Here is a 24,067-nt window from a genome sequence, read left to right as displayed (position 1 = left end):
CAGCCAAACTTTTAAGGTTAATGAATCAAAAACCTAACATACATTTAGAGGATCTTTTAAATGATGACTCATTTAAAAATTGGGTACATGAAAGTAACCAAAATGATGTTGCTTTTTGGAAAGATTGGATAAAAAAACATCCAGAACATATTGACGAAGTGTACACGGCGAAAGCCATGATCTTAGGTATATCTTTTAAGAAAAATAGTGTAGATACCACGGAAATTAATGAGTCTCTACAAAGTGTATTGGACAGTATATCAACAAAACCGACAATGAAAAAGTCTGCTAAACTTATGTTATATACTAGATATGCATTGTCAATTGCTGCTGTAGGGCTTATTATTTTCTTCTCGCTACTAAATTTCTTTGCTGTTTCTGGTGAAATAAATTATAAAACTGGATTTGGTGAAGTTGCTAATATTAAATTACAGGATGGAACATTGGTTACGTTAAATGGAAATTCAGAGTTGAGTTATCATAAGGATGAACCAAGAAATGTAACGTTGAATGGAGAAGCATATTTTAAAGTAAAATCGATACCATCTACAAAAGCCAAATTTTGGGTGAATACTAATGATCTTACCGTAGAAGTATATGGAACCGAATTTAATGTAAATAGTAGACTAGAAAAAACAGATGTTATTCTTGACGAAGGTTCTATTAACCTAGTCTTTAACGATGGTAAACAGAAGATTATGAAGCCTGGAGAGATCGTTTCAGTGTCTTCTAATAAAGAGACAATTTCCTGTAAAAAAATAGAAAAGAATAATACTTATGCTATATGGAAACCTAAGACGTATGTTTTTAACAAAAAAACCTTAGAGTCTGTAATGAAGCATATAGAAAATACCTACGGATTATCTGTTGAATTTGATAACGATAGTTTAAAATATTCTGAAATATCAGGTGGTATACCAAATGAAAATTTAGAAATATGTTTGAAAGCTATAGAGAAAATAACAGATGTTAAAATTGAGAAAAGTAAAGAGAAACTATTAATATATAAACCAACTAACTAACCAAAGTAAATGTAAATATTATGATTAAAAAATCGACCGTAAGTTTGTTACTTGTCATTGCCTTGTTTTTTGGGGCTACACAAGTAATTGAAGCGAGCAATTCAGAATTGGATACCGGAGATTATATTTCCCTTCCAAAATTTTTAGACAAACTAAGTAATGAACATGCAGTGTTCTTTTCTTATAATGCAAAAGATGTAGTGGATACGAAACTAAATCCTAAAGATTATAATTACAAAAACCTAAGTAGAGTCATTACAAAATTAGAGCAAACTACACGCTTTGTGTTTGAACATCTTGGTGATAAATATTATGTAATTTATAACAAGAAAAACAATAGAGCTAAAGCGATTGCTAGTAATCTTGATCCAAAAGGAGTAAACTCAGGTTTGGCAGTAAAAGATATAAAGCTACAAAATACCATTAAAGGAACTATTACTGATGCTGATACAGGAACTCCATTGCCAGGTGCTAATGTTTCTGTGAAAGGAACATCGCAAGGAACAGTTACTGATTTTGATGGGAAATTCATACTTGATGTAGCTCAATTACCAATTACACTTGTTATTTCTTCAACAGGTTTTGAATCACAAGAGGTAGAAGTAAGTTCTTCAAGTAGTTCTGTTAATGTTGCTTTAAAATCAGGAGTTGCTTTAGATAAAATTGTTTTGGTTGGTAACAGAGCAAAGCCTAGAACTGTTTTAGAGTCTCCAGTACCTATTGATAATATTGGTGCTAAAGAATTAGCAATTAGTGCACAACCAGAGGTTGATAAAATGTTAAGTTACCGCGTACCATCGTATAACTCTACCAATCAAACAATTTCGGATGCAACAGCACATTTTGATCCTTCTGAACTTCGTAATTTAGGACCAAGTAGAACATTGGTACTTATTAATGGAAAAAGAAAGAATCAAAGCGCATTGGTATACGTAAACGAAACTCCAGGACGTGGTGAAGTTGGTGTAGATATGAAAAGTATTCCTGCTTCTGCTATTGAAAGAGTAGAAGTTTTAAGAGATGGAGCTTCTGCACAATACGGTTCTGACGCTATTGCAGGTGTAATCAATATTATTTTAAAAGAAAAGCCAAAACAAACAACGATTAATTTAGGATCTGGAGTTACTTCAGAAGGTGACGGATTTAGATATAATGCTGACATTAATACTGGATTTACTTTTGGAGAAGGTGGTTATTTTAATGCTACAGCAGAATTCTACCATCAAGATTACACCAATAGAGCAGGAGAGCCAGGAAATGATTTACTATTCGGAAATATTTTTGGAGATTCTAGCTTATTAGATGGAACAAATCCTTGGATTCAAGCAAACCCTGATTTGGGAATGATTGTAGGACAACCTGAGTATGATAAGTTTGGATTGTCATTTAACAGTGGATTGCCTTATAACGAAGGGAAAGCTGAGTTTTACCTTTTTGGAAGTTTACAACAACGTAACGGAAAAAGTTTTGCATTATACAGAGCACCATACTGGATTACAGACGACTTTGGTTTATTAACGCCTCCAGGACAGCCTTATAATGGTTTTCAGCCAACCTTTGAAACAGATATTAGAGACAATACGTTTTCTGTAGGAAACCGTTGGGAAATGTTTAACGGATGGAAATTTGATTTGAGTTATACATTCGGAAGAAATGCTGTAGATTATACGATTGGAAATACCATCAATCCTAGTTTAGGAGCTAATAGCCCAACAGAATTTAACCCAGGAGGATATAGCTTTAAGAATGATATTGGAAACTTAGATATTTCAAAAAGTTTTGGTGATGTTTCTATTTCATTAGGATCTGAAATACGTAGCGAACAATTTGTTACTAAAGCAGGAGAACAAGCTTCTTATATCAATGGAGGAGCACAATCTTTCCCAGGATTACGTCCAGAAAATGCGTTACGTGAAAAGCGTTCTAACGTGGGTGTATATGGAGGAATAGATTGGGATGCTTCAGAACAATTACTGGTTGGTGGAGCTGTTCGTTATGAAGATTATAGTGATTTTGGAGATAATGTTTCTTGGAAGATCAATGCTAGATATTTACTTCCTGAAAAGAAAGGAGCTATTAGAGCTTCTGTAAATACAGGATTTAGAGCACCATCATTACACCAAATTTATTTGAGTAACATTCAAACATTACAATTGGCAGATGGAACTATTGGCCAGCAAGGAACTTTTAATAATTCAGACCCAATTATTATTGATCCAATAGCGGGGTTAGGGGTACCACAATTAGATGCGGAAGAGTCATTTAATATAGCTGCTGGATTTACGTATAAATTTACACCACAGTTTACAGTTTCTTTAGACTACTACAATATCAGAGTTGATGACAGAGTATTATTCACAAATCCATTAGGGTTTGATGGAGATGATACTACAACCAATGCAGTAGAGCAAGTATTAATAAATAATAGTATTGGAAACATTACATTCTTTGTGAATGCAGTTGATACGAAAACACAAGGAATTGACTTAGTGGCAAATTATAGAGGTATTGAGTTAGGAAAAGGAAAATTAGCTGTAAATGGAGCTTTCAACTGGAATAAGACGGATATTGATGGAACAATTTCTGTGCCTGAAAAAATCTTAAATGCAGGATATACTGATATCTTTAACAGGGAAGAGCAATCAAGAATTACTACAGCACGTCCAAACTTAAAAGGTGTGTTAGGATTAGAGTATGAACTAGGAAAATGGTTCATTGCATTAAATAATACATACTTTGGGAAAGTGACTTGGCAACATCCAAGCAACCCAGCTTTTGATCAAACATTTGCAGGAAAGGTTATTACAGATCTTACAGCATCGTATGAGTTTTCTAAGCTTATATCGGCAAAAGCTTCTATCAACAACTTGTTAGATGTGTATCCTGACGAAATTAATACATTTGGAGATTTTGGAACTGACTTAGGTGGTCGTTTCAGATATCCATGGGAAGTAAATCAGTTTGGGTTTAATGGTATGACCTTAAGTGCAGGATTGACTTTCAACCTATAAATATTATTATAATTCACATATTTTAAAAAGGTGTTTCTATTGTAGAAACGCCTTTTTTTATGTATGTGTTTAGTAGTTGAAGTTTTATCCCAATAACTGTTGTCAATCATAACTTCTCTACTTTCTTTCATCGCTATTTCATATCATATGTTACGGTAATGTTAACACCAAAATGGGATCAATATTTTCCGCTTTTTAAGGCTATTATTAACATTAGGTGTTCTTTTAATTATTTGTTATTCAGTTTTTTGTAGCCACAATGTTAATTTAATGTTATGTAAATGTTGTTTAAGAGTAAAAAAATCGTTAATTTTGTAATATAATTATTAACAGAAGCCTTAAATTTTAAAATATATATATACATGAAAAAGTTACTTTTAATAGCAATTTTCCTAGTTTCAGGACTTACCGCATTCGCACAAAACAATAACAAACCGACGCTAGAGAAAGAAGGAGATTTGGTAAAAGCTACATATTATCATGATAATGGAGTAGTAGCGCAAACTGGATTTTTTACATTAGACGGAAAACTACAAGGAGAATGGAGGTCATTTGATGTAAATGGAAAGAAAACTGCCGTTGGAAATTATGATAAAGGACAAAAAGTTGGAAAGTGGTTCTTTTGGAATACAGACCAATTAAGTGAAGTTGATTACCAGCAAAGTAGAATAAAAGATGTTAACACTTGGAAACAAACTACTACTGTAGCCAAAAATAAATAAGCTTGTTTTAGCTTAAAAAAAATCCCGAAGTCTATTTATAGATTTCGGGATTTTTTATTTGATAGATTTCTTTAAAATTATAGATCGTTCTACAGACATCAGTTAAGTATCATCAAAAATCGAGTATAGCTTCAAGATTCAATGTAAGCAATAAAATAAACTACCTGTTTTTCACGACTGCGTTCAGAATGACAAGAGTTTATTTTTTAGTATTCCAAACAGCTATTTTAATTGAATTCCTTAGAGTTTTTAACTCATATCTTTTACATAAAAAACGCTCGGAATAACATTTAAAAACTTCAAATGTTATTCCGAGCAGTTGTTAAAAACTGCTTTAATTTTAATGTAAAATTAAGGTAGTCTCTGGCATACTTATACCGTTTCTATTGGTAAATCAATTTCGTTCAAATCAATATCATCTTCACCTTCTTGGTTAAGGTATGGAACATCTTTCATTTCAAGATTAGGGCGCTTGCTTTTAAAGATCCAGAATTTGAATTTTGTGATGAGGTAGAATAATACTGGAACAATGATCAATGTTAAGAATGTAGCAATGATTAATCCGTAAATTACTGTCCATGCTAATGGTCCCCAAAATATTACATTATCTCCTCCGATATATATTTTTGGATCAAACTCACTAAATAGTGAGAAGAAATCAATATTAAATCCTATTGCTAGTGGAATTAACCCTAATACGGTTGTAATTGCTGTTAATAATACAGGTCGTAAACGCGCTTTACCAGCCCTCACAATTGCTTCATATACATCTGGAATAGGTAAATAACTAGTTTCAGGAATATTTAATTCATGTTTTTTCCTGTCAATTAACAATTGTGTATAATCAAGCAATACTACACCATTGTTTACCACAATTCCCGCAAGTGAAATAATTCCCAACATGGTCATTATAATTACAAATGGAGCACCTGTAATTAAAATTCCTCCAAAAACTCCAATTAAACTCAAGAAAATAGCAATCATAATGATAGTTGGCTTCGATATAGAACTAAATTGGAAGATCAAAATCAACATAATCAATCCTAAACCGGCAAAGAAAGCGCTCATTAAGAATGACATTTGTTTGTTTTGTTCTTCAATTTGTCCAGTATAATCAATTTTGATTCCTTCTGGTTTGAAGTTGTCGCCGATTTCTGCTTTAATTTGATCTACAATTGCGGCAGCATCTGTGTATCCTGGCGCTAATCCTGAATATACGGTTACTACACGTTTGTAATCGTTATGTTTAATAGCGCTAAATCCAGATGTGTTTCGTTGCTTGGTTACCGCAGAAACAGGAATTTCTTTCAACTGTCCCATCTGGTTTCTAATAATCAACTTTTGATTGAATAAAGAGCTCGTATTATAGCGATTGTCTTGATTGAAACGTAGATTAATGTCATAATCTTCACCGTCTTCCTTATATACAGCCGCTTTTACACCAAATAATGAATTACGTAATTGTTGTCCAACTTGTCCAGCAGAAACACCTAATTCTCCTGCTTTTTGTCTGTCAACAACCACTTGCATAGCAGGTTTTCCTTTATTGACATCAATTTTTAACTCTTCAATTCCTGCAATATTTTTTGAATTGATAAGTTCACGTAAATTTTCTGCTTCTGCAATCAATTTTGTATAGTCTGTACCTTCCAATTCAATATTAATTGGATATCCTGGCGGCGGACCAACGGCATCTTTTTCTACAGAAATCGCAACTCCTGGGTAAATTCCTTTTAAAGCTTCTGTTACTTTCGTACGCAGTACTTCACTGTCTTCTCCTTTACGGAATTTGTATTCGCGCATAGAAGCCGTAATTTTTCCTTTATGCGGCATTTCTGCAGAAGAACCACCATCTGTTTGTGGATTACCAGCTCCTTCACCAACTTGTGATACCGCAGATTCTACTAAGAAGTTTTCGTCTCCGTCCATATATGTATTATCATTCAATACAGCATATACACGTTGTTCAATATCTTTGGTGATTACATTCGTTTTTTCAATGGCTGTTCCTTGAGGATATTCGATATAGACAATAATTTGATATGGTTTATTGTCTGGGAAGAATTCTACCTTGGTACGTTTGCTTCCAATCGATTGTCCGAACATCATAAATGTAGCTAGTAATAGTACAAAGGTTCCAATTGAAAAAGCATAAGCTTTCCATCCTGTTAAGGCAAATCTTAAGAAACGCTCGTATGCTCTCTCCAATGCTGCTAAGATTTTTGTTTGGAAATAACGTGCCATTGGCTTTAAAAGAAACTTATAAGCCCAGAACATCAATGCTGTAAAGATGAATAGTGTTCCTAATCCTGTAGCACTTCCTCCAATGAGGTAACATAAAACTCCTAAGAATACTAAAACAGCAGTTAAAATGATTAATTGTCTTATTTTAAGCTCACGTTCACCTACTTCCATGAATTTTGATACCATCATGGAGTTGATAAAAATCGCGACGAAAAGTGAAGAACCTAATACTACGGATAAGGTGATAGGGAAGTAAATCATGAATTGCCCCATAACACCTGGCCACATTCCAAGTGGTACGAATGCTGCTACTGTAGTTGCCGTAGAGATGATAATTGGAAAAGCAATTTCACCAATACCTTTTTTGGCAGCTTCTATACGCGACATGCCTTCTTCATCCATCAAACGGTATACGTTTTCTACTACCACAATTCCGTTATCTACCAACATTCCTAATCCCATAATCAAGGCAAATAGAATCATCGTATTCATGGTGTATCCAAGTGTATCTAGGATCATGAATGACATAAACATCGACATCGGAATTGCCAGTCCTACGAATAAGGCATTTCTAAACCCCAAGAAGAACATTAGGACAAATACTACCAGAATAATTCCGAAAATAATGTTGTTTACCAAGTCATTTACTTGGTTGATTGTTTTTTCAGATTGATCATTGGTGATAGTTACTTTCAAATCTTCATGAACTTCTTTGAATTCATCAATAATCACATTGATTTGTTCTGCGGCAGCAACCATGTTTTTTCCTGCCCGCTTTTTCACGTCTAACATCACTACGCTTTCTCCAAATTCACGCGCATAGGTAGTTTTGTCTTCTTCTTTAAATGTAACAGTTGCAATATCACGTAAGTATACAGGTCCGTCTAATGACTTTACAACAAAGTCGTTCAATTCTTTAGGATCTTCTATTTCACCTAAAATTCGAATGGTCCGTCTTTGTCCAGAAGTAATCATATTACCAGCAGAAATCGTTACATTGCCATCAGCAATAGCTCTTCTTACATCTTCAAAGTTTACTTGCGCTGCCATCATTTTATAGACATCAACTGCAACTTCTACTTCTTTTTCTTGTGCACCACGAATATCAACTTGTTTGATTTCTTTTAAATCTTCAATTTCGTCTTCTAGAAACTCTGCGTATTCCTTTAATTTTTCTACGGTATAATCTCCCGAAATATTAATATTAAGAATAGGTGTTTCTTCCGAAATATTTAAGTCAAACACATTTGGTTCTACTTTGGCATCATTAAAAATTGGCCAATCTTCTCTACCTTTTTCTGCATCTACTTCATCTTTAATCTTTTGTTTAGCAGCTTCAACCGTAAGACTTTCATCAAATTCAACTACAATAATTCCGTAATCTTCTTGTGATGTAGAAGTAACTTCTACCACATTACTTACATTTTTGATGCGATCTTCGAGTGGATCTACAATTAGCTTTTCAATATCTTCCGCAGTATTTCCTGGATATACTGTACTAATGTAAATCTTAGTTTCTTTAATTTCAGGGAAGTTCTCTCTAGGCATACTAAAGTACGCTGAAAGCCCTAGTACTAAGAGTAATCCCATGACGATATAGATAATTGTGGCATTATCTATGGCCCATGATGATAATTTAAACTCTTTATTGATTTTTTTATCAGACATTGGTTTGATAGGTTATTTTTTAGTTAAAATAGTTATTTCTTGACCATCATTTACACTACGCGCACCTTCTTGTACAATGGCGTCTCCATCAGTTAATCCTTTTAAAACTTCGATAAAATCACCTTGAGTTTTTCCAGTTGTGATATATGCTCTTTTAGCTTTGGCAGTTTCTCCTTGTAATGAATCTGCTAAGTATACATATTGTTCTCCTTCTGCATTTTCCGAAATAATACTTTGTGGAATTAAGATGGCTTTAGGGTTTGTGTAATCATTGATTTTAAGCTTAGCCGTTAAGTTAGGTTTGATGTTTCCATCTTTGTTTGGTACGGCAATTTCTACTTTAAACGTACGATTGTTTGGGTCAATGAAATCTCCTGCTTGACGAATTTTAGCATCAAATGTTTTTCCTAAAACTGGGAAATATATTTCTACCTTTTTTCCTTTAGTTACACTTGTTAAGTATTTTTCAGGAATTACGGCTTCAATATACATATCGCGTAAATTTACGATACGAATCAACGGTGATTGTCCAGCAGCTACTACCGAACCTTGCTCAGTTATTACATCATCAACTACACCTGAGAATGGAGCTTTTACAGCAGTTTTACTTAACTGTGTCTTTAGTTGATCTACAGCTTTTTGTTGTGCTTCGTAAGCAGATTTTGCTTGCAAATACTGGATTTCAGAACCAATTTTTTGATCCCATAATCTTTTTTGACGATCGTAGGTAGTTTTCGCTAGGTCTGCTTGAATTTGTAATTGAGCAACTTGCTGACTTAATCCATTGTCATCTACTCTCGCTAAAATTTGTCCTTTAGAAACGCGTTGTCCTTCTTTTACAAAAACTTGTTTTAGAATTCCGTTTGTTTCTGGAGTGATTACAATATTCTTTTTTGTATCAACATTTCCTTGTAACTCTAAATAGTGATTGAAAATGCTGTCTTTCGCAGAAAATAAGGTAATGTATGTTTTCTTTTTTGTTGGATTGATTTCTTCAATAGCATCAGATAATCGTTTGATTTCAGCATCCAATTCACTTTTTTCCGCTTTCAATGCAGTTACTTTTTTGGTAAGTGCATCTACATTTTTTTCAGAGATTAATGTATCAACATCTTTCTCTTTTCCACCGCCACAAGAAGCTAGTACAAGTACTAATGGGAGCAAAAGGATATTTATTTTTTTCATTATGATTGATTTTTCTTGTTGTTCTTTTTTGGTTTTTATCTTTAATCAGTTTAGAAGTTTATGAGTTTAATTGTGATTTGCACAAGGCATTCAACATTCTACTAATTTCTTCCATATCTTTTCTTTTTAATTCGTATTGATCTTTTGTTACGAAGTTTAAGTCATAAGCTATAATAACTTGACTTAATAATTCCATTAAAGATGCATAGGCGATTTCAGTAAATCGTGCTTTATCTTTGTTGTTCCTTCAGCTATGTTAGAAGCAATAGAAATACTAGCTCTTCTTATTTGACTGATATGTCCAAAGCGTTCTCGTTCAGGAAATCTTTCTGTGATCTTATACAGCCGTGCTGATAGGCTTTTTGATTTCTGCCAAACATTTAATTTTTCAAATGAGAACTGTTTCATAAACATTTAAACTTATAAATGCCTAAACCCAATTTCAATAGGCTAATTCGTTTGATTTAAAATAGTTTCTAACGTTGCTTTTTTGTTAATCACATCGACCATAGCTTGCAAATATTCTTGTTGTGCTGTATACAATTGTGTTTGTGCTTGACGCAATTCAAAACTTGAACCAACACCTTCAAAGAATTTTACTTGGTTTTTCTTTTCAATGCGTTCAGAAAGCCTAAGATTTTTCTTCGAAGTTTCATATTCTTCTATCGATAATTGATAATCACTTTTAGCGGAAGAAACTCGCAATCTGAGTTGCTGCTCTACTTCTGTTAAATCATCTTCTGATTTTTCTAAATTGATTTTTGCACGTTGTGTAGCAGCGCTTCTTTGTAAAGAACTAAATATTGGAATATTTAAACTTACGCCAAAAGCAGCAGTTCCAAACCATTGTTGTTCTCTTTTGAAAAAGTCAAATGAATTTGCATTTCCGTTATATCCAGCAGTTACAAATCCTGAAAGTGAAGGCAACGCTTTACTTTTCTCTAACTTTAATAACAATTCTTTTGATCGCCTATCGTTTGCCGCAATTCTATAATCTACTGTTTTTGTAACGTCGTCATCTGCAGCTAACAATGAAAGCGTAATATTTTCAAGTGTTAACGCTTCTAAAGTATCCGTCAATTTTGTATCATTGTTTAAATCGATTCCCAACGTAATATTGAGCATCTTATATGACATATCCCGTAAACGTTTTACATTTCTCAAGTTACTTTCAATACTTGCTAGTGTAATTTCTAACTGTTCTACATCTTCTTCTTCTGTAAGTCCGTTTTCGTAGATTTTTCTTGTTTCATTCAAGTTCTTCTCAAGAGTTGCTTTGTTGCGCTCAAAGATTAAAACACTCTCTTCTGAAAGTAAAACGTTTCCATAAGCGTTAATAACTGCTTTGCGGATTTCTAAATCTGTTTTTTCTTTGGCATTTTGAGAAATTTCTAAAAATACTTTTGCTGATTGCAATCCTACCAAATACGAACCGTCAAAAATCAACTGATTCAAGGTAATGTTTGCAGTTACGGATTGCTTTGTTCCAAAAATTACTGGAATAAAATCGTCTGAAGCTGGCGCAGCGGGAATATTGTCGAGGACAGGTAAACTACTTAGATCGTAAAAATCTTCCAATTGTCTAATTTGACTAAACGGATCAAAAGCACTAGCAGGAAGTAATGAAACCTGCTGTTTTATATTGTTTTGATAATTAACGGACCCATTAATTTGTGGAAGTCCAGTTGCTGTAGTTTCCCATTTTTGCTTTTCTGCAGCTTCAATATCTCGAACGGCATTTTTGGCAGTTCTATTATTTTCGAGTGCAAAAGCAATGGCTTCATCCAAAGAAAAACTCTCTGGTATATCTTGATTCTGAGAAAATCCCAAACTCAGAAAACATAAACTAAAGACAAATATTAGTTTGTTTCGCATGTTATGATGATTGATTTGTTGTTGTTATAAATTTTTGTAAAGTTTCTAATCCTTGTGGTGTACAAATTCCACGCAAGTGGTGTTCTAAAAATTGATCCATTAAGCTATGCATCGGGAACATTTTGGCAGGAAACAGTTCATTGTCCTTAATGCCAATAACTCCTGTAAAATAAATACGTGCTACAAACTCAACATCAATATTATTTCTATACATTCCAGAGTTAACGCCACGATTTAAATTATCTTTTACACAATCTTGCATGACATCAAATTGCTTCTTTTTTAATGTTGCATAAATTTTTGGATAATATTTTTGTAATTGATATTGTGGTGATGATTTTTCATTTTTTAAATGCTCCATGACAAATCGTTTAATCTCATACAGCTCTTCAATAGAGTTCTTTTCTGCTGCACAAATTAAATCGATGCCTTCACTAATAACACAAAACAAAGAGCTAGTCACTTCTGTAACAAGCGCTGTCTTATTATTAAAGTGCGTATAAATAGTTTTTTTTGATATGCCCATTTCGTTGGCAATATCGTCCATAGTTACACTCTTAAACCCTAAGTTTAAGAATAATTCTGTTGCCGTTATTGTAATTTTTTCTTTCATAAGTAGGGTGTAAAAGTAATATGGAAACTTTAAAAACAAAAAAAGTTTCCTAAGTTTTTGCAATTATTTAACAGTTGATTTTAATTTGCAGGAAAAGGAAATATGGTATTTTTGTTAAAATTTTATATTCATGGTTGATATTGCTCAGTACAGAGAAACATTTTTAAAATATTTAGATGAAAAAGTGGTTTTAACTGAACCAAAAAACTTGTACGAACCTATTGTATACATTCTGCAACTCGGAGGAAAACGCTTGCGCCCTGTTTTAACTTTAATGACTGCTGAAATTTTTGGAATCTCGCATAAAAAAGCACTAGATGCAGCACTTGCGGTTGAGGTTTTTCATAATTTCTCCTTAGTGCATGATGATATTATGGATGATGCACCTTTGCGCAGAGGAAAAGAAACTGTTCATGAAAAATGGGACCTTAATACGGGAATTCTTTCTGGTGATGCCATGTTGATTATTGCATATCAACTGTTTGAAAATTATGATGGAAATACATTTAAAGCTTTAGCTGAATTGTTTAGCAAAACAGCAATTGAGGTATGTGAGGGACAACAATATGATGTAGACTTTGAAACCAGAAATGATGTTACGATTCCTGAATATTTAAAAATGATTGAATATAAAACAGCGGTTTTGGTTGGTGCTGCCATGAAAATGGGCGCGATTGTAGCGGGAACAAGTGAAAAAGACGCAGAAAGCATCTATGATTTTGGTCGTTACTTAGGATTAGCATTTCAATTACAAGATGATTATTTAGACGCTTATGGCGATCCAAAAACCTTTGGAAAGCAAGTTGGTGGCGATATTATTGAAAACAAAAAAACGTATTTATATTTAAAAGCCTTAGAAAACAGTTCGGACACAAATAAAGAAAAATTGATACAGTTGTTTTCTGAGAAACCTACAAATACAGATGAAAAAGTTGCTACAGTAAAAACAATTTTTAATGAAGCTAATGTGCCAGAAATTATGAAAACTGCTATTTCAGACTATACGCAGAAAGCTTTTCAGGTATTGAATACGATAAACATTGGCGACAAAGAAAAACAAGTATTAAAAGTATTTGGCGAACAATTGATGAATAGAACGGTTTAGTGTTTGGGTCGCTTCGCTTTTGGGTCGCTTCGCGTGTATTCTTAAGATACACTAAGTGTCAGTTTGAGCGCAATCGATAACCACTTTAAAATTGAATAGACTATAATTTATGTGTGAATGAACATTGATAAGTCAACAAATTTATCACAAATCTAAAGATTCGTTCCAAACTTCAATCCTATAGAAATAGTTCTCGGTTGTGATGGTCCGTAAATATAATTTGGATCTCTGTCTACTGTTTGATCAAAATCATCTTGATAGGAATTGAAAATATTCTTTACACCACCATTGATCTCCAATTGATATTCGTCAGAAATACTAAAAGTTCTACTCATATTCAAACCAACTTCTAACATATTTGGTGTTTCTTCAAAAACGGTTTCAGGAATAAAACCAGCGACATGTGGCACAAACATTCTTCCGGTAAATACACCATTTACATTAAAAGCCCAACGATCATTCGGAGTATAATTCACCATCATATTTCCATATATATTTGGTGTACGCGTAATCTTGTTCGTAACAATTCCTTCTTCAGGTTCATATGAATTCTCAAAATAACTATTCTGGAAAGTTCCGCCTAATTGGAATAAAAACTTCGGATTTGGACTGTACTTGGCTTCAATATTAAAACCATTAACAATGGCATTATCACCATTAATTTTTTCTTTAATCTCCAAACCGTCAACTTCACCACGCGCTTCATACACAAAGGGATCGTTGATAGTAGTATAAAAACCTTCTAAAGTTAATATCAGTTGATGATCTTCATGTTGATGGGAATATTCTAACGAGCCAATAAAGCTATGTGATAATTCTTCTTTTAAATTTTCGGCCAAACGCACACGACGCACTTCGCCTGTAATAATTTCCGAATGGACATCTTCCGAATAAAATTGCGGCGCTCTAAATCCTTGAGAGTAACCACCTCTAAAACTAATGGTTTTTGTAATATTGTATAAAAGACTGACACGCGGATTCACAATAAAAAGTGATTCATCATTTAAATTAGAGGTAAATAATTCACCTCGTGCACCAGTTAATAACTTTAAATTCTCTAAAATTTTCCAGTCGAGTTGTGTATAAATTCCCAATGTATTGGTATTTTGTGTAATTGGAATCACGAGCGGATTTTCTCTACGTTCCTTAATGCGGTTAAAACGATGTTCTACGCCAGAAGTTAAATCCATACTTCCGCTAATAAAATCTTCAAACTTTGCCGTATGTTGAATTCCAGCTACGGTTACAAAATCTTTGGTCAAACCAAAACCATTCGGATCTTGATTCGTTCCATAATAATTGTCTGAACGTGTATTTTGAATATTTCCGTAAGCGGAAAACTTTTGCAGATAATCTTTTGTAAAATAATCAAATGTAATTCCTCCGCCAATCACATTACTTGTAATTTCTTCGGCAATATTGGCAAAAATCGGTGATTTATCAAGGAAATCGCCTCCGCGTCTATATTCGTGTGAGGTATTAAACTCTAAAGTCAACTTACGTTGGAAATCAAATTTGTAAAAAGATTTTAAGCCAAAATTTAAGTTGCGCAATTTGGTCATTTCAGTAAAGCCATCGTCATTGTTATCGTAACCTTCACGATCGCGATGCATTCCAAAAAACGTAATTCCTTTATTCAAATCATCTGACACAAATGTAGAGTTAAACGTTGTGATTGCATCGGTACTGTCTCCATCAATCAATCCGATTTTAGAAGCTACTTGAAATTGATTTTCGACAGGATCTTTGGTAATCACATTGATGGTTCCTGCAATAGCATTTGAACCAAAAATGGCAGATCCGCCACCACGTGTAACCTCAATTTGCTCAATCATATTCGTTGGAATCTGCTCCAAACCATAAATTCCGTTCAAAGAGCCAAAAACAGGACGACTATTTACAAGAATCTGAGAATATGCACCATCTAAACCATTAATTCGAATCTGAGAAAAACCACAATTTTGGCAATTCACTTCGGTACGTAAGCCAGGTTGAAAGTTCAAACCTTCAAACAAGGTTGCTGCCTGAACTTTTTTTAAGGATTCTGCATTAGTTACTGTTACCAAAACTGGTGCTTCTCGTCGATTAAGCGCAGTTCTAGTAGCTGAAACCACAACTTGATCCAATCCTAATACATCTTCTTCTAAATTAAAATCCAATGTCAAATTGGTATTTCCAACTGTGATTTCCTTTTCAATAGTTTTAAAGCCGATGGATTGTGCAACTATGGTATATGTTCCTTGTGCAACATGCAGCGAGTACTTTCCTTGATCATCCGTAATTGTACCTTTATTCTTGTTCTTCAAATAGATATTCGCATACGGAATGGGAGTATTATTGGAAGTTGCAATTCCTTTTATTTCAGTGTTTTGAGAAAAACCTGTGAAATAAGTTAGTAGTATTATAAAGCAAACTCTTAGGTTCATTGTAAACAATTTTTTTGCAAATATATGATTAATATTTAGTTATATCTAAAAAAAGAATCAGTCTAAATACAAAATTGTATATTTGTACTGTTAATTAAAGAATTATGATGACACGTTCGGAAGAAAACTACCTAAAAGCAATCTATCATCTAAGTGATACCTTTGATGGAGGAATTAGCACAAATGCTATTGCAGAAAAAATGAAAACCAAAGCTTCTTCCGTGACAGACATGATCAAGAAACTATCTGAGAAAGAATTGGTCAACTACAGGCGCTATAAAGGAGTAGAGTTAACAGAAAGAGGAAAGTTGGTGGCTGCTAGTATTATCAGAAAACATAGACTCTGGGAAGTGTTTTTAGTAGATAAATTAAATTTTACTTGGGATGAAGTACATGATGTGGCAGAGCAATTAGAACATATAAAATCTGAAAAACTCATTAATCAATTGGATGAATTTTTAGGGTTTCCAAAGCGTGATCCACATGGAGATCCAATTCCTGATAAAGATGGAAATATGTCTGATCATGCAGATGTGTTGCTAGTTACTTTGAATAAGAATGACAAAGGAATTATTGTCGGCGTGAAAGATTCGTCATCATCATTTTTAAAATATTTGGATAAACAAGGAATTGCATTGGGTAAAAAAATAAAAGTAATTGATAAAGAGCCATTTGATAATTCTATGAAAATTCGGATCAAGAAAGAGGAATTCACTATTTCACAGCAAATTGCGAATAATATTTATATGAAGAAATAATTTTTGAATATCGAATATTGAATTGTCGTGTCGATCGCAGTCGAGACAATTGTGAAAAAACAAATCAAGACAAAGGTTATGAGTTAATTTGTAAGAAAAACGGGTTAGTAAAAAAATCAGATTAACAAATAACCAAATCAACAGAAAATACAATACATAAAAAATGAAAAAATACATACTAGTAGCATTTCTAACCTTGACTTTGATAGCTTGTAAAAAAGAAGTCAAAAAGCAAGATGGGAAACTACAAATAGTAACCACGACAACCATGATTACTGATATGGTAAAAAATATCGGTGGCGATGTTGTAGAAGTTCAAGTTTTAATGGGAAGTGGCGTAGATCCACATTTGTACAAAGCAAGCGAAGGTGATGTAAGCAAACTATTTAATGCAGATGTAATTATTTATAACGGATTGCATTTAGAAGGGAAATTGGAAGATATTTTTGAAAAAATGGGCAAACAGCGAAAGAAAACGATTGCCGTTTCGGATGCCATAGATAAAAAAGGATTGATTAGTTCTGAATATTTTGCTTCAAGCTATGATCCGCATATTTGGTTTCATGTCGGATATTGGAAGCAAGCAGCACAGTTTGTAATTAATAAGCTCAAAAAACTAGATCCAACGAATGCGAACACTTTTGAAAAAAATGGACAAGCTTATATTGCAAAACTAGAGGCTTTGAATGCTGAAATAGCTAAAACAATTGAAGCATTACCTTTAGAAAAACGAATTTTAGTAACAGCACATGATGCATTTAATTACTTTGGAAAACTAAACAACTTTGAGGTTGTTGGATTACAAGGATTATCTACGGCAACAGAAGCCGGGGTACAAGATGTGGAAAAACTGGCAACTTTTATCATTGAAAAAAATGTAAAAGCCATTTTCGTTGAAAGTTCAGTGCCAAGACGTACAATTGAAGCATTGCAAGCTTCCGTAAAAGCAAGTGGACATGAAGTGAAAATTGGTGGAACTTTATATTCTGACGCCTTAGGTGATGCTGGAACTGTAGAAGGAACGTATATTGGAATGTATATATATAATGTGCAAACGATAGTGGAAGCATTGCGATAGTTTAGATGTTTACGAGTTTGGCAGTTGGCTTTTAAGTCGAATAAAGAACAGATCAGCAAAAAACAAATCAACAAAAAGAGAATGAAAAAAGAATACGCTATTTCAGTAGATGACCTTACGGTTGCATACAATTACAAGCCTGTACTTTGGGATATTGATTTGGCAATTCCTGAAGGTGTGTTGATGTGTATTGTTGGACCAAATGGCGCAGGAAAATCTACTTTAATCAAAGCCATTTTGGGAATTTTAAAACCCATTGCAGGAACCATTTCTATTTTTGGAAAACCTTATGCAAAACAACGTTCGTTAGTAGCGTATGTACCACAAAAAGGGAGTGTAGATTGGGATTTTCCAACAACAGCATTAGATGTTGTGATGATGGGAACCTATGGAAGTCTTGGTTGGATCAAACGTCCAGGGAAAAAGGAGAAAAAAGCAGCCTTAGAAGCACTTGAAAAAGTAGGAATGTTGCCTTTTAAAAACCGACAAATAAGCCAACTTTCTGGTGGACAACAACAGCGAATTTTCTTGGCGAGAGCTTTGGTACAAAACGCTTCTATTTATTTTATGGATGAACCTTTTCAAGGAGTCGATGCTACCACGGAAAAAGCCATTATCAATATCTTAAAAGAACTTCGTAAATCAGGAAAAACAGTCGTGGTGGTGCATGACGATTTGCAAACAGTTCCTGAATATTTTGATTGGGTAAGGTTTCTCAATGTGAAAAAAATTGCCACAGGTCCGGTAAAAGATATTTTCAATGATGATAATTTGACGAAGACTTATGGAATTAATTATAAAGTAAGCGTCCAAGAATAAACTGAATCAATGAAAACATTCAAAAAAAGAATAAAAAACAAAAAACCATAGATTTTCAAGGATACATAGAGCTCATTTTTTCTAATTACACTGCACGAATTGTGATGTTAGGAACTGCCATTTTAGGTGCTATTTGTGGTATGCTAGGAAGTTTTGCTGTATTGCGTAAACAGAGTTTGTTAGGTGATGCTATTTCACATGCAGCATTACCTGGAATTGCTATCGCATTCTTAATTACAGGTGTAAAAGACAGTAACTTATTTCTATTAGGCGCTTTAATTAGTGGACTTATTGGTACGTTTTGGATTCGTAGCATCACGAAAAAAACGCACTTAAAATCAGATACAGCTTTAGGATTAACACTTTCCTTATTTTTTGGTTTTGGAATGCTACTCTTAACCTTTATCCAAAAACAGCCGAATGCTAGTCAAGCAGGATTGGACACATATTTGTTTGGACAGGCAGCTACGTTATTGATAGAAGACGTTTGGTTAATTGCTATTGTAGCAGCTATTGCCTTGTTGATTTTGCTTGTTTTTTGGAAAGAATTTAAAATCTTACTCTTTGACGAAGATTATACCAAAACATTAGGTTTTAATACACGTTTTATAGACATTTTGATCACCACATTTATTGTAATCACCATTGTATTAGGATTGCAAACAGTTGGTGTTATTTTGATGAGTGCTATGTTGTTGGCGCCAGCAGCGGCAGCACGTCAATGGACAAATAGTTTGGAAACTATGGTAATTTTGGCAGCTATATTTGGAGCGTTTTCAGGAGTTTTTGGCACTGGAATCAGTACCGTTGTTGGAAATTTATCTACAGGACCTGTAATTGTATTGGTGGCGGCAAGTATTGTATTGTTCTCGTTTATATTTTCACCAAAAAGAGGATTGCTATTTCGTGAAATTCGCTTCCGAAAAAACAGAAACGATATTAAGATGTATAAAACCTTGGCATTTATGTATGAAATTGCCAAAACACATGAAAACATATCACATCCGCATGCGATTAAAATCTTAAATGGATTTCAAGGATTTTCAAAAAAATCGTTACAAGAACTCGTGGACTTAAATTATGTTCAAATCAACGGACAACAATGGTCTATGACACAAAAAGGTTATACAACCGCAGCCAATTTATACAATCAACAAATAGAAAATCTCCATGAATAGTGCGCAAATCACCATACAAATTATTGTGACGTTGGTTGCTATTGCTTGCGCTATTCCGGGAACATTCTTGGTATTGCGAAAAATGTCGTTAATCAGTGATGCTATTAGTCATTCCATCTTATTGGGAATTGTGATTGGGTTTTTTATTGTGGAAGATACTTCTTCACCGCTACTCATTGTGTTAGCGACGTTGGCAGGAGTCGTCACGGTTGTGCTTGTAGAATTTATTCAAAAAACAGGTTTGGTCAAAGAAGATACAGCCATAGGATTGGTATTTCCAGTATTGTTTAGTATTGGTGTGATACTCATTTCTAAAAACGCGAATGATGTACATTTAGATATTGATTCTGTAATGGTTGGCGATTTAAGTCTAGCACCATTTGATTTATTACAAATTAATTGTCAAGAAGGTATTGCAGATTCCTGTATCAACTTGGGGCCAAAAGCCATTTGGGTAATTGGAATTATTTTAGTCATCACGCTAACCTTGCTAATTGCTTTTTTCAAAGAATTAAAAGTCAGTACGTTTGATGCTGGTTTGGCAGCAGCATTAGGATTTTCGCCTGTAATTATGCATTATGGATTAATGACAGTTTCCTCCGTTACTATCGTTGGAGCGTTTGATGCGGTAGGTCCTATATTGGTTGTTGCATTGATGATTGCGCCAGCAGCAACTGCGTATCTTTTTACCAAAGATTTAAAGAAAATGTTATTTCTGTCCTGCTTCTTTGGTGTATTGGCAGCCATTGCAGGCTATTGGTTAGCACATTTCTTAGATGCGTCTATTTCGGGTTCTATGACTACGGTATTGGCAATTCTGTTTTTATTAGTGTATGAACCAATAATTACGTCTATAATTGTAAGTCTGGTTATAGGAGTTAGTATTGTATTTTCCCAATACTATGATTTTGTAATGGGAGTAGGTTCTGGTTTTGAAAGTTTGTTATTAGGTGATAAAATAAGTGCTATATTTTCACAATTTATCTTTTTAGACTATGTCTATATCTTATTGATTGCAGCAGTATTAGCATCAATTTTAATTTATATTTTGCCAAAAAGAGGTTTAGTATACGGACATTATAAAGTGCGTCAACAAAAAACAGAAATTATGTTGTTAGTGTTTCTATTACACATTCGTAATCATACAGAAGAAAGCGAACGACATGTAAAACATTTGAATGAGCATATAAACTGGCAGCGTTTACGTTCGCAATCAATTGTTGAATTAGCACAAAAAAATAATATGATAACCATTACGGATCAAATTATTTCGTTAACAGAAAAAGGAGCTGATTTTACAGAAAAAGCCACAGATTACATCATCACAAATAAAGACACCGAAATAGAAGAAATGAAAGATGATTTCTTTCTGTTTAGAGGATAAATTTCAACTTCATTATAATGAACATTATAAAAGTTATTTGGTATATCATTTTCTCACTTTTTTCCGATGAAGAAGTACAAGTAGAGGAAGAGCCATTTCCGATTATTATGCAAAAATCGCAAATGGAACGTGGAACAAGGTTTTTGCAAATGATCAGTAGTTACCATGGCGTAAAATATAATATAAATACTTTAAATAAACTCTGTAGTTTAAGTGAACAAAGAACTTCCATGGGCAATATAGGTGATGCAGGTGAATTGATAGGATTGTATAATTTAGCGGTGATTGTAGATTATGAAACTTTATTAAAAGAAGTGCCATAACCAGCGATGGCGCACTGGAGAAGTAGACATTTTGTAGTAGTGTATAATGTAAGTAAAGACAGTGTTTGGGTTGCAGATCCTGCGCATGGTTTGGTTACATATACCAAAGAAGAATTTATACCTGCTTGGACCGATAGCTCTCCAGATAAAGAGAAAGAAGAAGGTTATTTACTACTTTTTGAAACTACAGAACGTTTTTATAAGGTTGATACAAAAAAGAAGGCCTTAGAAAAAGCTAGTAAAAAGAATAAACAGGAATGATTCTTTCCTAAGTTAAAGACAAATGATACACTTAAAAAAAGTATATTCTCTCAATAAAGTAATAATATACTTAAAATTTACTAACAAGTGTTAGTAAATTGATTTTCAGCATGTTGCGTTTTGTTGAAAATACCATTTATCGAATAATTCAGTGCATTTATCGATGAACTATGTGCATTAACCTAAATAATGAACATTTCATGGGTAAACAATGTACATTAGTGATGAGTAATTTTAGAAATCATTTAGTTGTTTAACTTAAGACATTAATTAACAACTTTGTTAAGAAAAGAGAGTGAGGCTTAACACTCTCTTTTTTTTTACCTTTTATTTTCCTGTATAGCTTCTTCAATTTTTAATTTGCAAACTGTTTTTTACAGCGTATAAAAGTCAATATAAATATGTTAAAAGTGTCTGTTTTTATGAATAGCTATAATATATTTTAGTAATATTTTAACCTTAAAAATTATATGAAAAAGATTAGCATTCTTTGTACGAGGAGAAACAAGTTATACATATTCAAAAAGTGAGTTGAACAATGCAAAGGCAAGAACCACAAATTCATTCTTTTTTGGAGTGCGAGCAGGTTTTGTATTCATGCTAAGCAAAAACATAGGATTAGAAACTTCAGTTGGTGCATTAGGATATACAACAAGTAACTTAGAAGATGAAGGAAATAATTCTGAATCAGACTTTAATAGCTTTGACTTCTCATTAAATTCATCAAACTTATTGGTTGGATTGAGTTACTATTTTTAAGAAACATCCACAATACTGCATACAAGCCGCAAAAATCTATAAGAAAATCTTTGCGGTTTCTTTTTACGTTAAACTTTATTAAAAAAGCTTAAAACGCTGTTAAATACATGATGCTATTATAACTGCTTTCTTACATTTGGTTCTAACATTAAAAATTAAAACCAAATTAATATGAAAAAAATTACACTAGTAATGTGTCTTCTTTTTATTGCCTTTGTAAATGCTCAAGATGATGACAAGGCCACTTCTGACAAGCTAACTTTTGAAAAAAACACACAGTTTGTAAACCTAAATTTTTCTGTAAATAGTACTGAAAGCGACTTTGAACGACAAAATCAAAACCAGTTAGATACGGGGGAAACGAAAGCATTCGGATTTAGCATTAGTGCTTCCTACGCGTACGCAATCAACAATAATCTATTTTTAGGATTGGGTGTAGGGTATGGAAGTAATAAAAGAGAAGTAACAGCTACTAATCAAAATGATAACGATTCTGAGAGTAAATCATATCAAGTATTTCCATACGTTCGTTATTACAAGGGAATAGGGAAAAAAATAGCACTTTTTATACAAGGGGAAGCGCGCTTTTCTCATTTTGAAAATGAATTTAACGCCTTAAACGAGGGAGAATCTGATAACTTTTTTGTAGGGATACGACCTGGAATTACTTTCATGCTCAATAAAAATTTTGCATTAGAAACTTCTTTTGGAGCATTAGGATATACACATACAAAGTTAGATAATGGACAATTTAATACTGAAGTGACAACCAATTCATTCGATCTCTCATTAAACTCTTCTAATTTATTTTTTGGGTTGAATTATTATTTCTAAAAGCATAAAAAAATATAAATATGAAAAAATATATATACTATATATGTTTGCTTTTAGTTGCATTTGTTGATGCCCAAGTAGTAGACACAAAAGATGTTGATATACTTAGTTTTGACAAAGGAACACAGTTTGTCAATACGAACCTTTCAGCACGTATTAGCGACGGGAAAATTAGATCATTGAATGATGATACAATTACAGAATATAATCGTGAATCATTTAGTATACGAGGATCGTATGCTTATGCAATTGCGAATGATCTTTTTGTAGGAGTTGGGCTTCGTTATGGACATTGGTCCAATACTAATGATAGCTCAAATCCAGCCTCAGATTCAAAAAGTAGTAGCAATTTGTATGGAATATTTCCGTATGTCCGTTATTACAAAGGAGTTGGAAAAAAACTGGCATTATATCTTCAAGGAGAAACCTCGTTTCGACATGTAAACTTTGACTGGGAAAATACAAACAGCTTTTCAGTTGGTCTCAGACCAGGAATTACATTTATGATGAGCAAAAACTTAGCATTTGAAACTTCTTTAGGTTTTTTAGGATATTTTTCAAATTCTTCAGAAGAGGAAGGTAGAATTTCTGAAAGTAATTCTAAAGCGTTTAGAGCGTCATTTGACTCTTCTAATTTACTCTTTGGGTTAAATTATTATTTTTAAAAGCAATAATTAATGACAGCCGCAATCGTCTTTCCCACAAGCTTTTGCGGTTTTCTTTTTCCAGAAAAATTTTTTCACCAAAAAACCTACAGCTAACAGAAATGTAATACCGACTAATAGTTCCTGAATCATATTTT

18 protein-coding genes and 2 pseudogenes are annotated in these 24,067 nt (G+C 33.3%); 13 read left to right on the top strand and 7 right to left on the bottom strand.

Annotated elements, in window-relative coordinates:
• Positions 1–20 precede the first annotated feature (20 nt).
• The 3 genes from MK119_RS17635 (at position 21) to MK119_RS17625 (ending at position 4,755) form a co-directional block, all read left to right on the top strand.
• The gene (locus tag MK119_RS17635; RefSeq protein WP_290681450.1) at positions 21–1,022 is read left to right on the top strand and encodes a FecR family protein; all 1,002 of its coding nucleotides are present in this window, start codon (positions 21–23) and stop codon (positions 1,020–1,022) included.
• Between the two features lie 20 nt (positions 1,023–1,042).
• Entirely contained in the window at positions 1,043–4,033 is a 2,991-nt protein-coding gene (locus MK119_RS17630; RefSeq protein WP_290681448.1) for a TonB-dependent receptor, read from the top strand.
• A 362-nt stretch (positions 4,034–4,395) separates the two neighbouring features.
• Positions 4,396–4,755, top strand: coding sequence for a nicotinic acid mononucleotide adenyltransferase (locus tag MK119_RS17625; protein ID WP_290681446.1), 360 nt, complete (start codon positions 4,396–4,398; stop codon positions 4,753–4,755).
• A gap of 372 nt (positions 4,756–5,127) precedes the next feature.
• Here the strand turns inward: MK119_RS17625 and MK119_RS17620 are convergent, their stop codons facing one another.
• The 5 genes and pseudogenes from MK119_RS17620 to MK119_RS17600 form a co-directional block, all read right to left on the bottom strand.
• Entirely contained in the window at positions 5,128–8,667 is a 3,540-nt protein-coding gene (locus tag MK119_RS17620) for an efflux RND transporter permease subunit (RefSeq protein ID WP_290681443.1), read from the bottom strand.
• A 12-nt stretch (positions 8,668–8,679) separates the two neighbouring features.
• On the bottom strand, positions 8,680–9,852 hold the full coding sequence (locus MK119_RS17615; RefSeq protein WP_290681440.1) for an efflux RND transporter periplasmic adaptor subunit: 1,173 nt from the start codon (positions 9,850–9,852) through the stop codon (positions 8,680–8,682).
• Between the two features lie 58 nt (positions 9,853–9,910).
• A pseudogene (locus MK119_RS17610) lies at positions 9,911–10,260 on the bottom strand (four helix bundle protein).
• 42 nt (positions 10,261–10,302) lie between these two features.
• The gene (locus tag MK119_RS17605) at positions 10,303–11,727 is read right to left on the bottom strand and encodes a TolC family protein (RefSeq protein WP_290681438.1); all 1,425 of its coding nucleotides are present in this window, start codon (positions 11,725–11,727) and stop codon (positions 10,303–10,305) included.
• Position 11,728: 1 nt separating this feature from the next.
• On the bottom strand, positions 11,729–12,340 hold the full coding sequence (locus MK119_RS17600; RefSeq protein ID WP_290681436.1) for a TetR/AcrR family transcriptional regulator: 612 nt from the start codon (positions 12,338–12,340) through the stop codon (positions 11,729–11,731).
• A gap of 130 nt (positions 12,341–12,470) precedes the next feature.
• Here MK119_RS17600 and MK119_RS17595 point away from each other — a divergent pair, with 130 nt between their 5' ends.
• Complete coding sequence (locus MK119_RS17595; RefSeq protein ID WP_290681434.1) at positions 12,471–13,445, top strand: polyprenyl synthetase family protein; 975 nt, start codon at positions 12,471–12,473, stop codon at positions 13,443–13,445.
• Between the two features lie 152 nt (positions 13,446–13,597).
• On the opposite strand, the gene MK119_RS17590 is transcribed toward MK119_RS17595, so the two are convergent.
• Entirely contained in the window at positions 13,598–15,871 is a 2,274-nt protein-coding gene (locus MK119_RS17590) for a TonB-dependent receptor (RefSeq protein ID WP_290681431.1), read from the bottom strand.
• 107 nt (positions 15,872–15,978) lie between these two features.
• On the opposite strand from MK119_RS17590, the gene MK119_RS17585 reads away from it, so the two are divergent.
• The 9 genes and pseudogenes from MK119_RS17585 (at position 15,979) to MK119_RS17545 (ending at position 23,930) form a co-directional block, all read left to right on the top strand.
• Complete coding sequence (locus MK119_RS17585; RefSeq protein WP_290681493.1) at positions 15,979–16,629, top strand: metal-dependent transcriptional regulator; 651 nt, start codon at positions 15,979–15,981, stop codon at positions 16,627–16,629.
• A gap of 163 nt (positions 16,630–16,792) precedes the next feature.
• A complete protein-coding gene (locus MK119_RS17580; protein ID WP_290681429.1) occupies positions 16,793–17,707 on the top strand; it encodes a zinc ABC transporter substrate-binding protein in 915 nt (304 codons plus the stop codon).
• An 81-nt stretch (positions 17,708–17,788) separates the two neighbouring features.
• The gene (locus tag MK119_RS17575; RefSeq protein WP_290681426.1) at positions 17,789–18,526 is read left to right on the top strand and encodes a metal ABC transporter ATP-binding protein; all 738 of its coding nucleotides are present in this window, start codon (positions 17,789–17,791) and stop codon (positions 18,524–18,526) included.
• Positions 18,527–18,630: 104 nt separating this feature from the next.
• Positions 18,631–19,704: a metal ABC transporter permease gene (locus tag MK119_RS17570; protein ID WP_290681491.1), complete on the top strand. Its 1,074-nt coding sequence runs from the start codon at positions 18,631–18,633 to the stop codon at positions 19,702–19,704.
• Positions 19,697–21,088: a metal ABC transporter permease gene (locus MK119_RS17565; protein ID WP_290681423.1), complete on the top strand. Its 1,392-nt coding sequence runs from the start codon at positions 19,697–19,699 to the stop codon at positions 21,086–21,088. The genes MK119_RS17570 and MK119_RS17565 overlap by 8 nt, the downstream gene beginning before the upstream one ends.
• A gap of 17 nt (positions 21,089–21,105) precedes the next feature.
• Positions 21,106–21,672, top strand: a pseudogene (locus MK119_RS17560) (cysteine peptidase family C39 domain-containing protein).
• 531 nt (positions 21,673–22,203) lie between these two features.
• On the top strand, positions 22,204–22,431 hold the full coding sequence (locus MK119_RS17555) for a hypothetical protein (RefSeq protein WP_290681421.1): 228 nt from the start codon (positions 22,204–22,206) through the stop codon (positions 22,429–22,431).
• 171 nt (positions 22,432–22,602) lie between these two features.
• On the top strand, positions 22,603–23,265 hold the full coding sequence (locus tag MK119_RS17550) for an outer membrane beta-barrel protein (protein WP_290681419.1): 663 nt from the start codon (positions 22,603–22,605) through the stop codon (positions 23,263–23,265).
• Positions 23,266–23,285: 20 nt separating this feature from the next.
• The gene (locus tag MK119_RS17545; protein WP_290681416.1) at positions 23,286–23,930 is read left to right on the top strand and encodes a hypothetical protein; all 645 of its coding nucleotides are present in this window, start codon (positions 23,286–23,288) and stop codon (positions 23,928–23,930) included.
• A gap of 9 nt (positions 23,931–23,939) precedes the next feature.
• Here the strand turns inward: MK119_RS17545 and MK119_RS17540 are convergent, their stop codons facing one another.
• Positions 23,940–24,062, bottom strand: coding sequence for a FeoB-associated Cys-rich membrane protein (locus tag MK119_RS17540; RefSeq protein ID WP_290681413.1), 123 nt, complete (start codon positions 24,060–24,062; stop codon positions 23,940–23,942).
• Positions 24,063–24,067: the final 5 nt, after the last annotated feature.

It is taken from the genome of Kordia sp. (assembly GCF_022447245.1).
GTDB lineage: Bacteria > Bacteroidota > Bacteroidia > Flavobacteriales > Flavobacteriaceae > Kordia.
The sequence above is the reverse complement of the archived record's forward strand: the minus strand, read 5'-3'. Positions and strand labels throughout refer to the sequence as shown.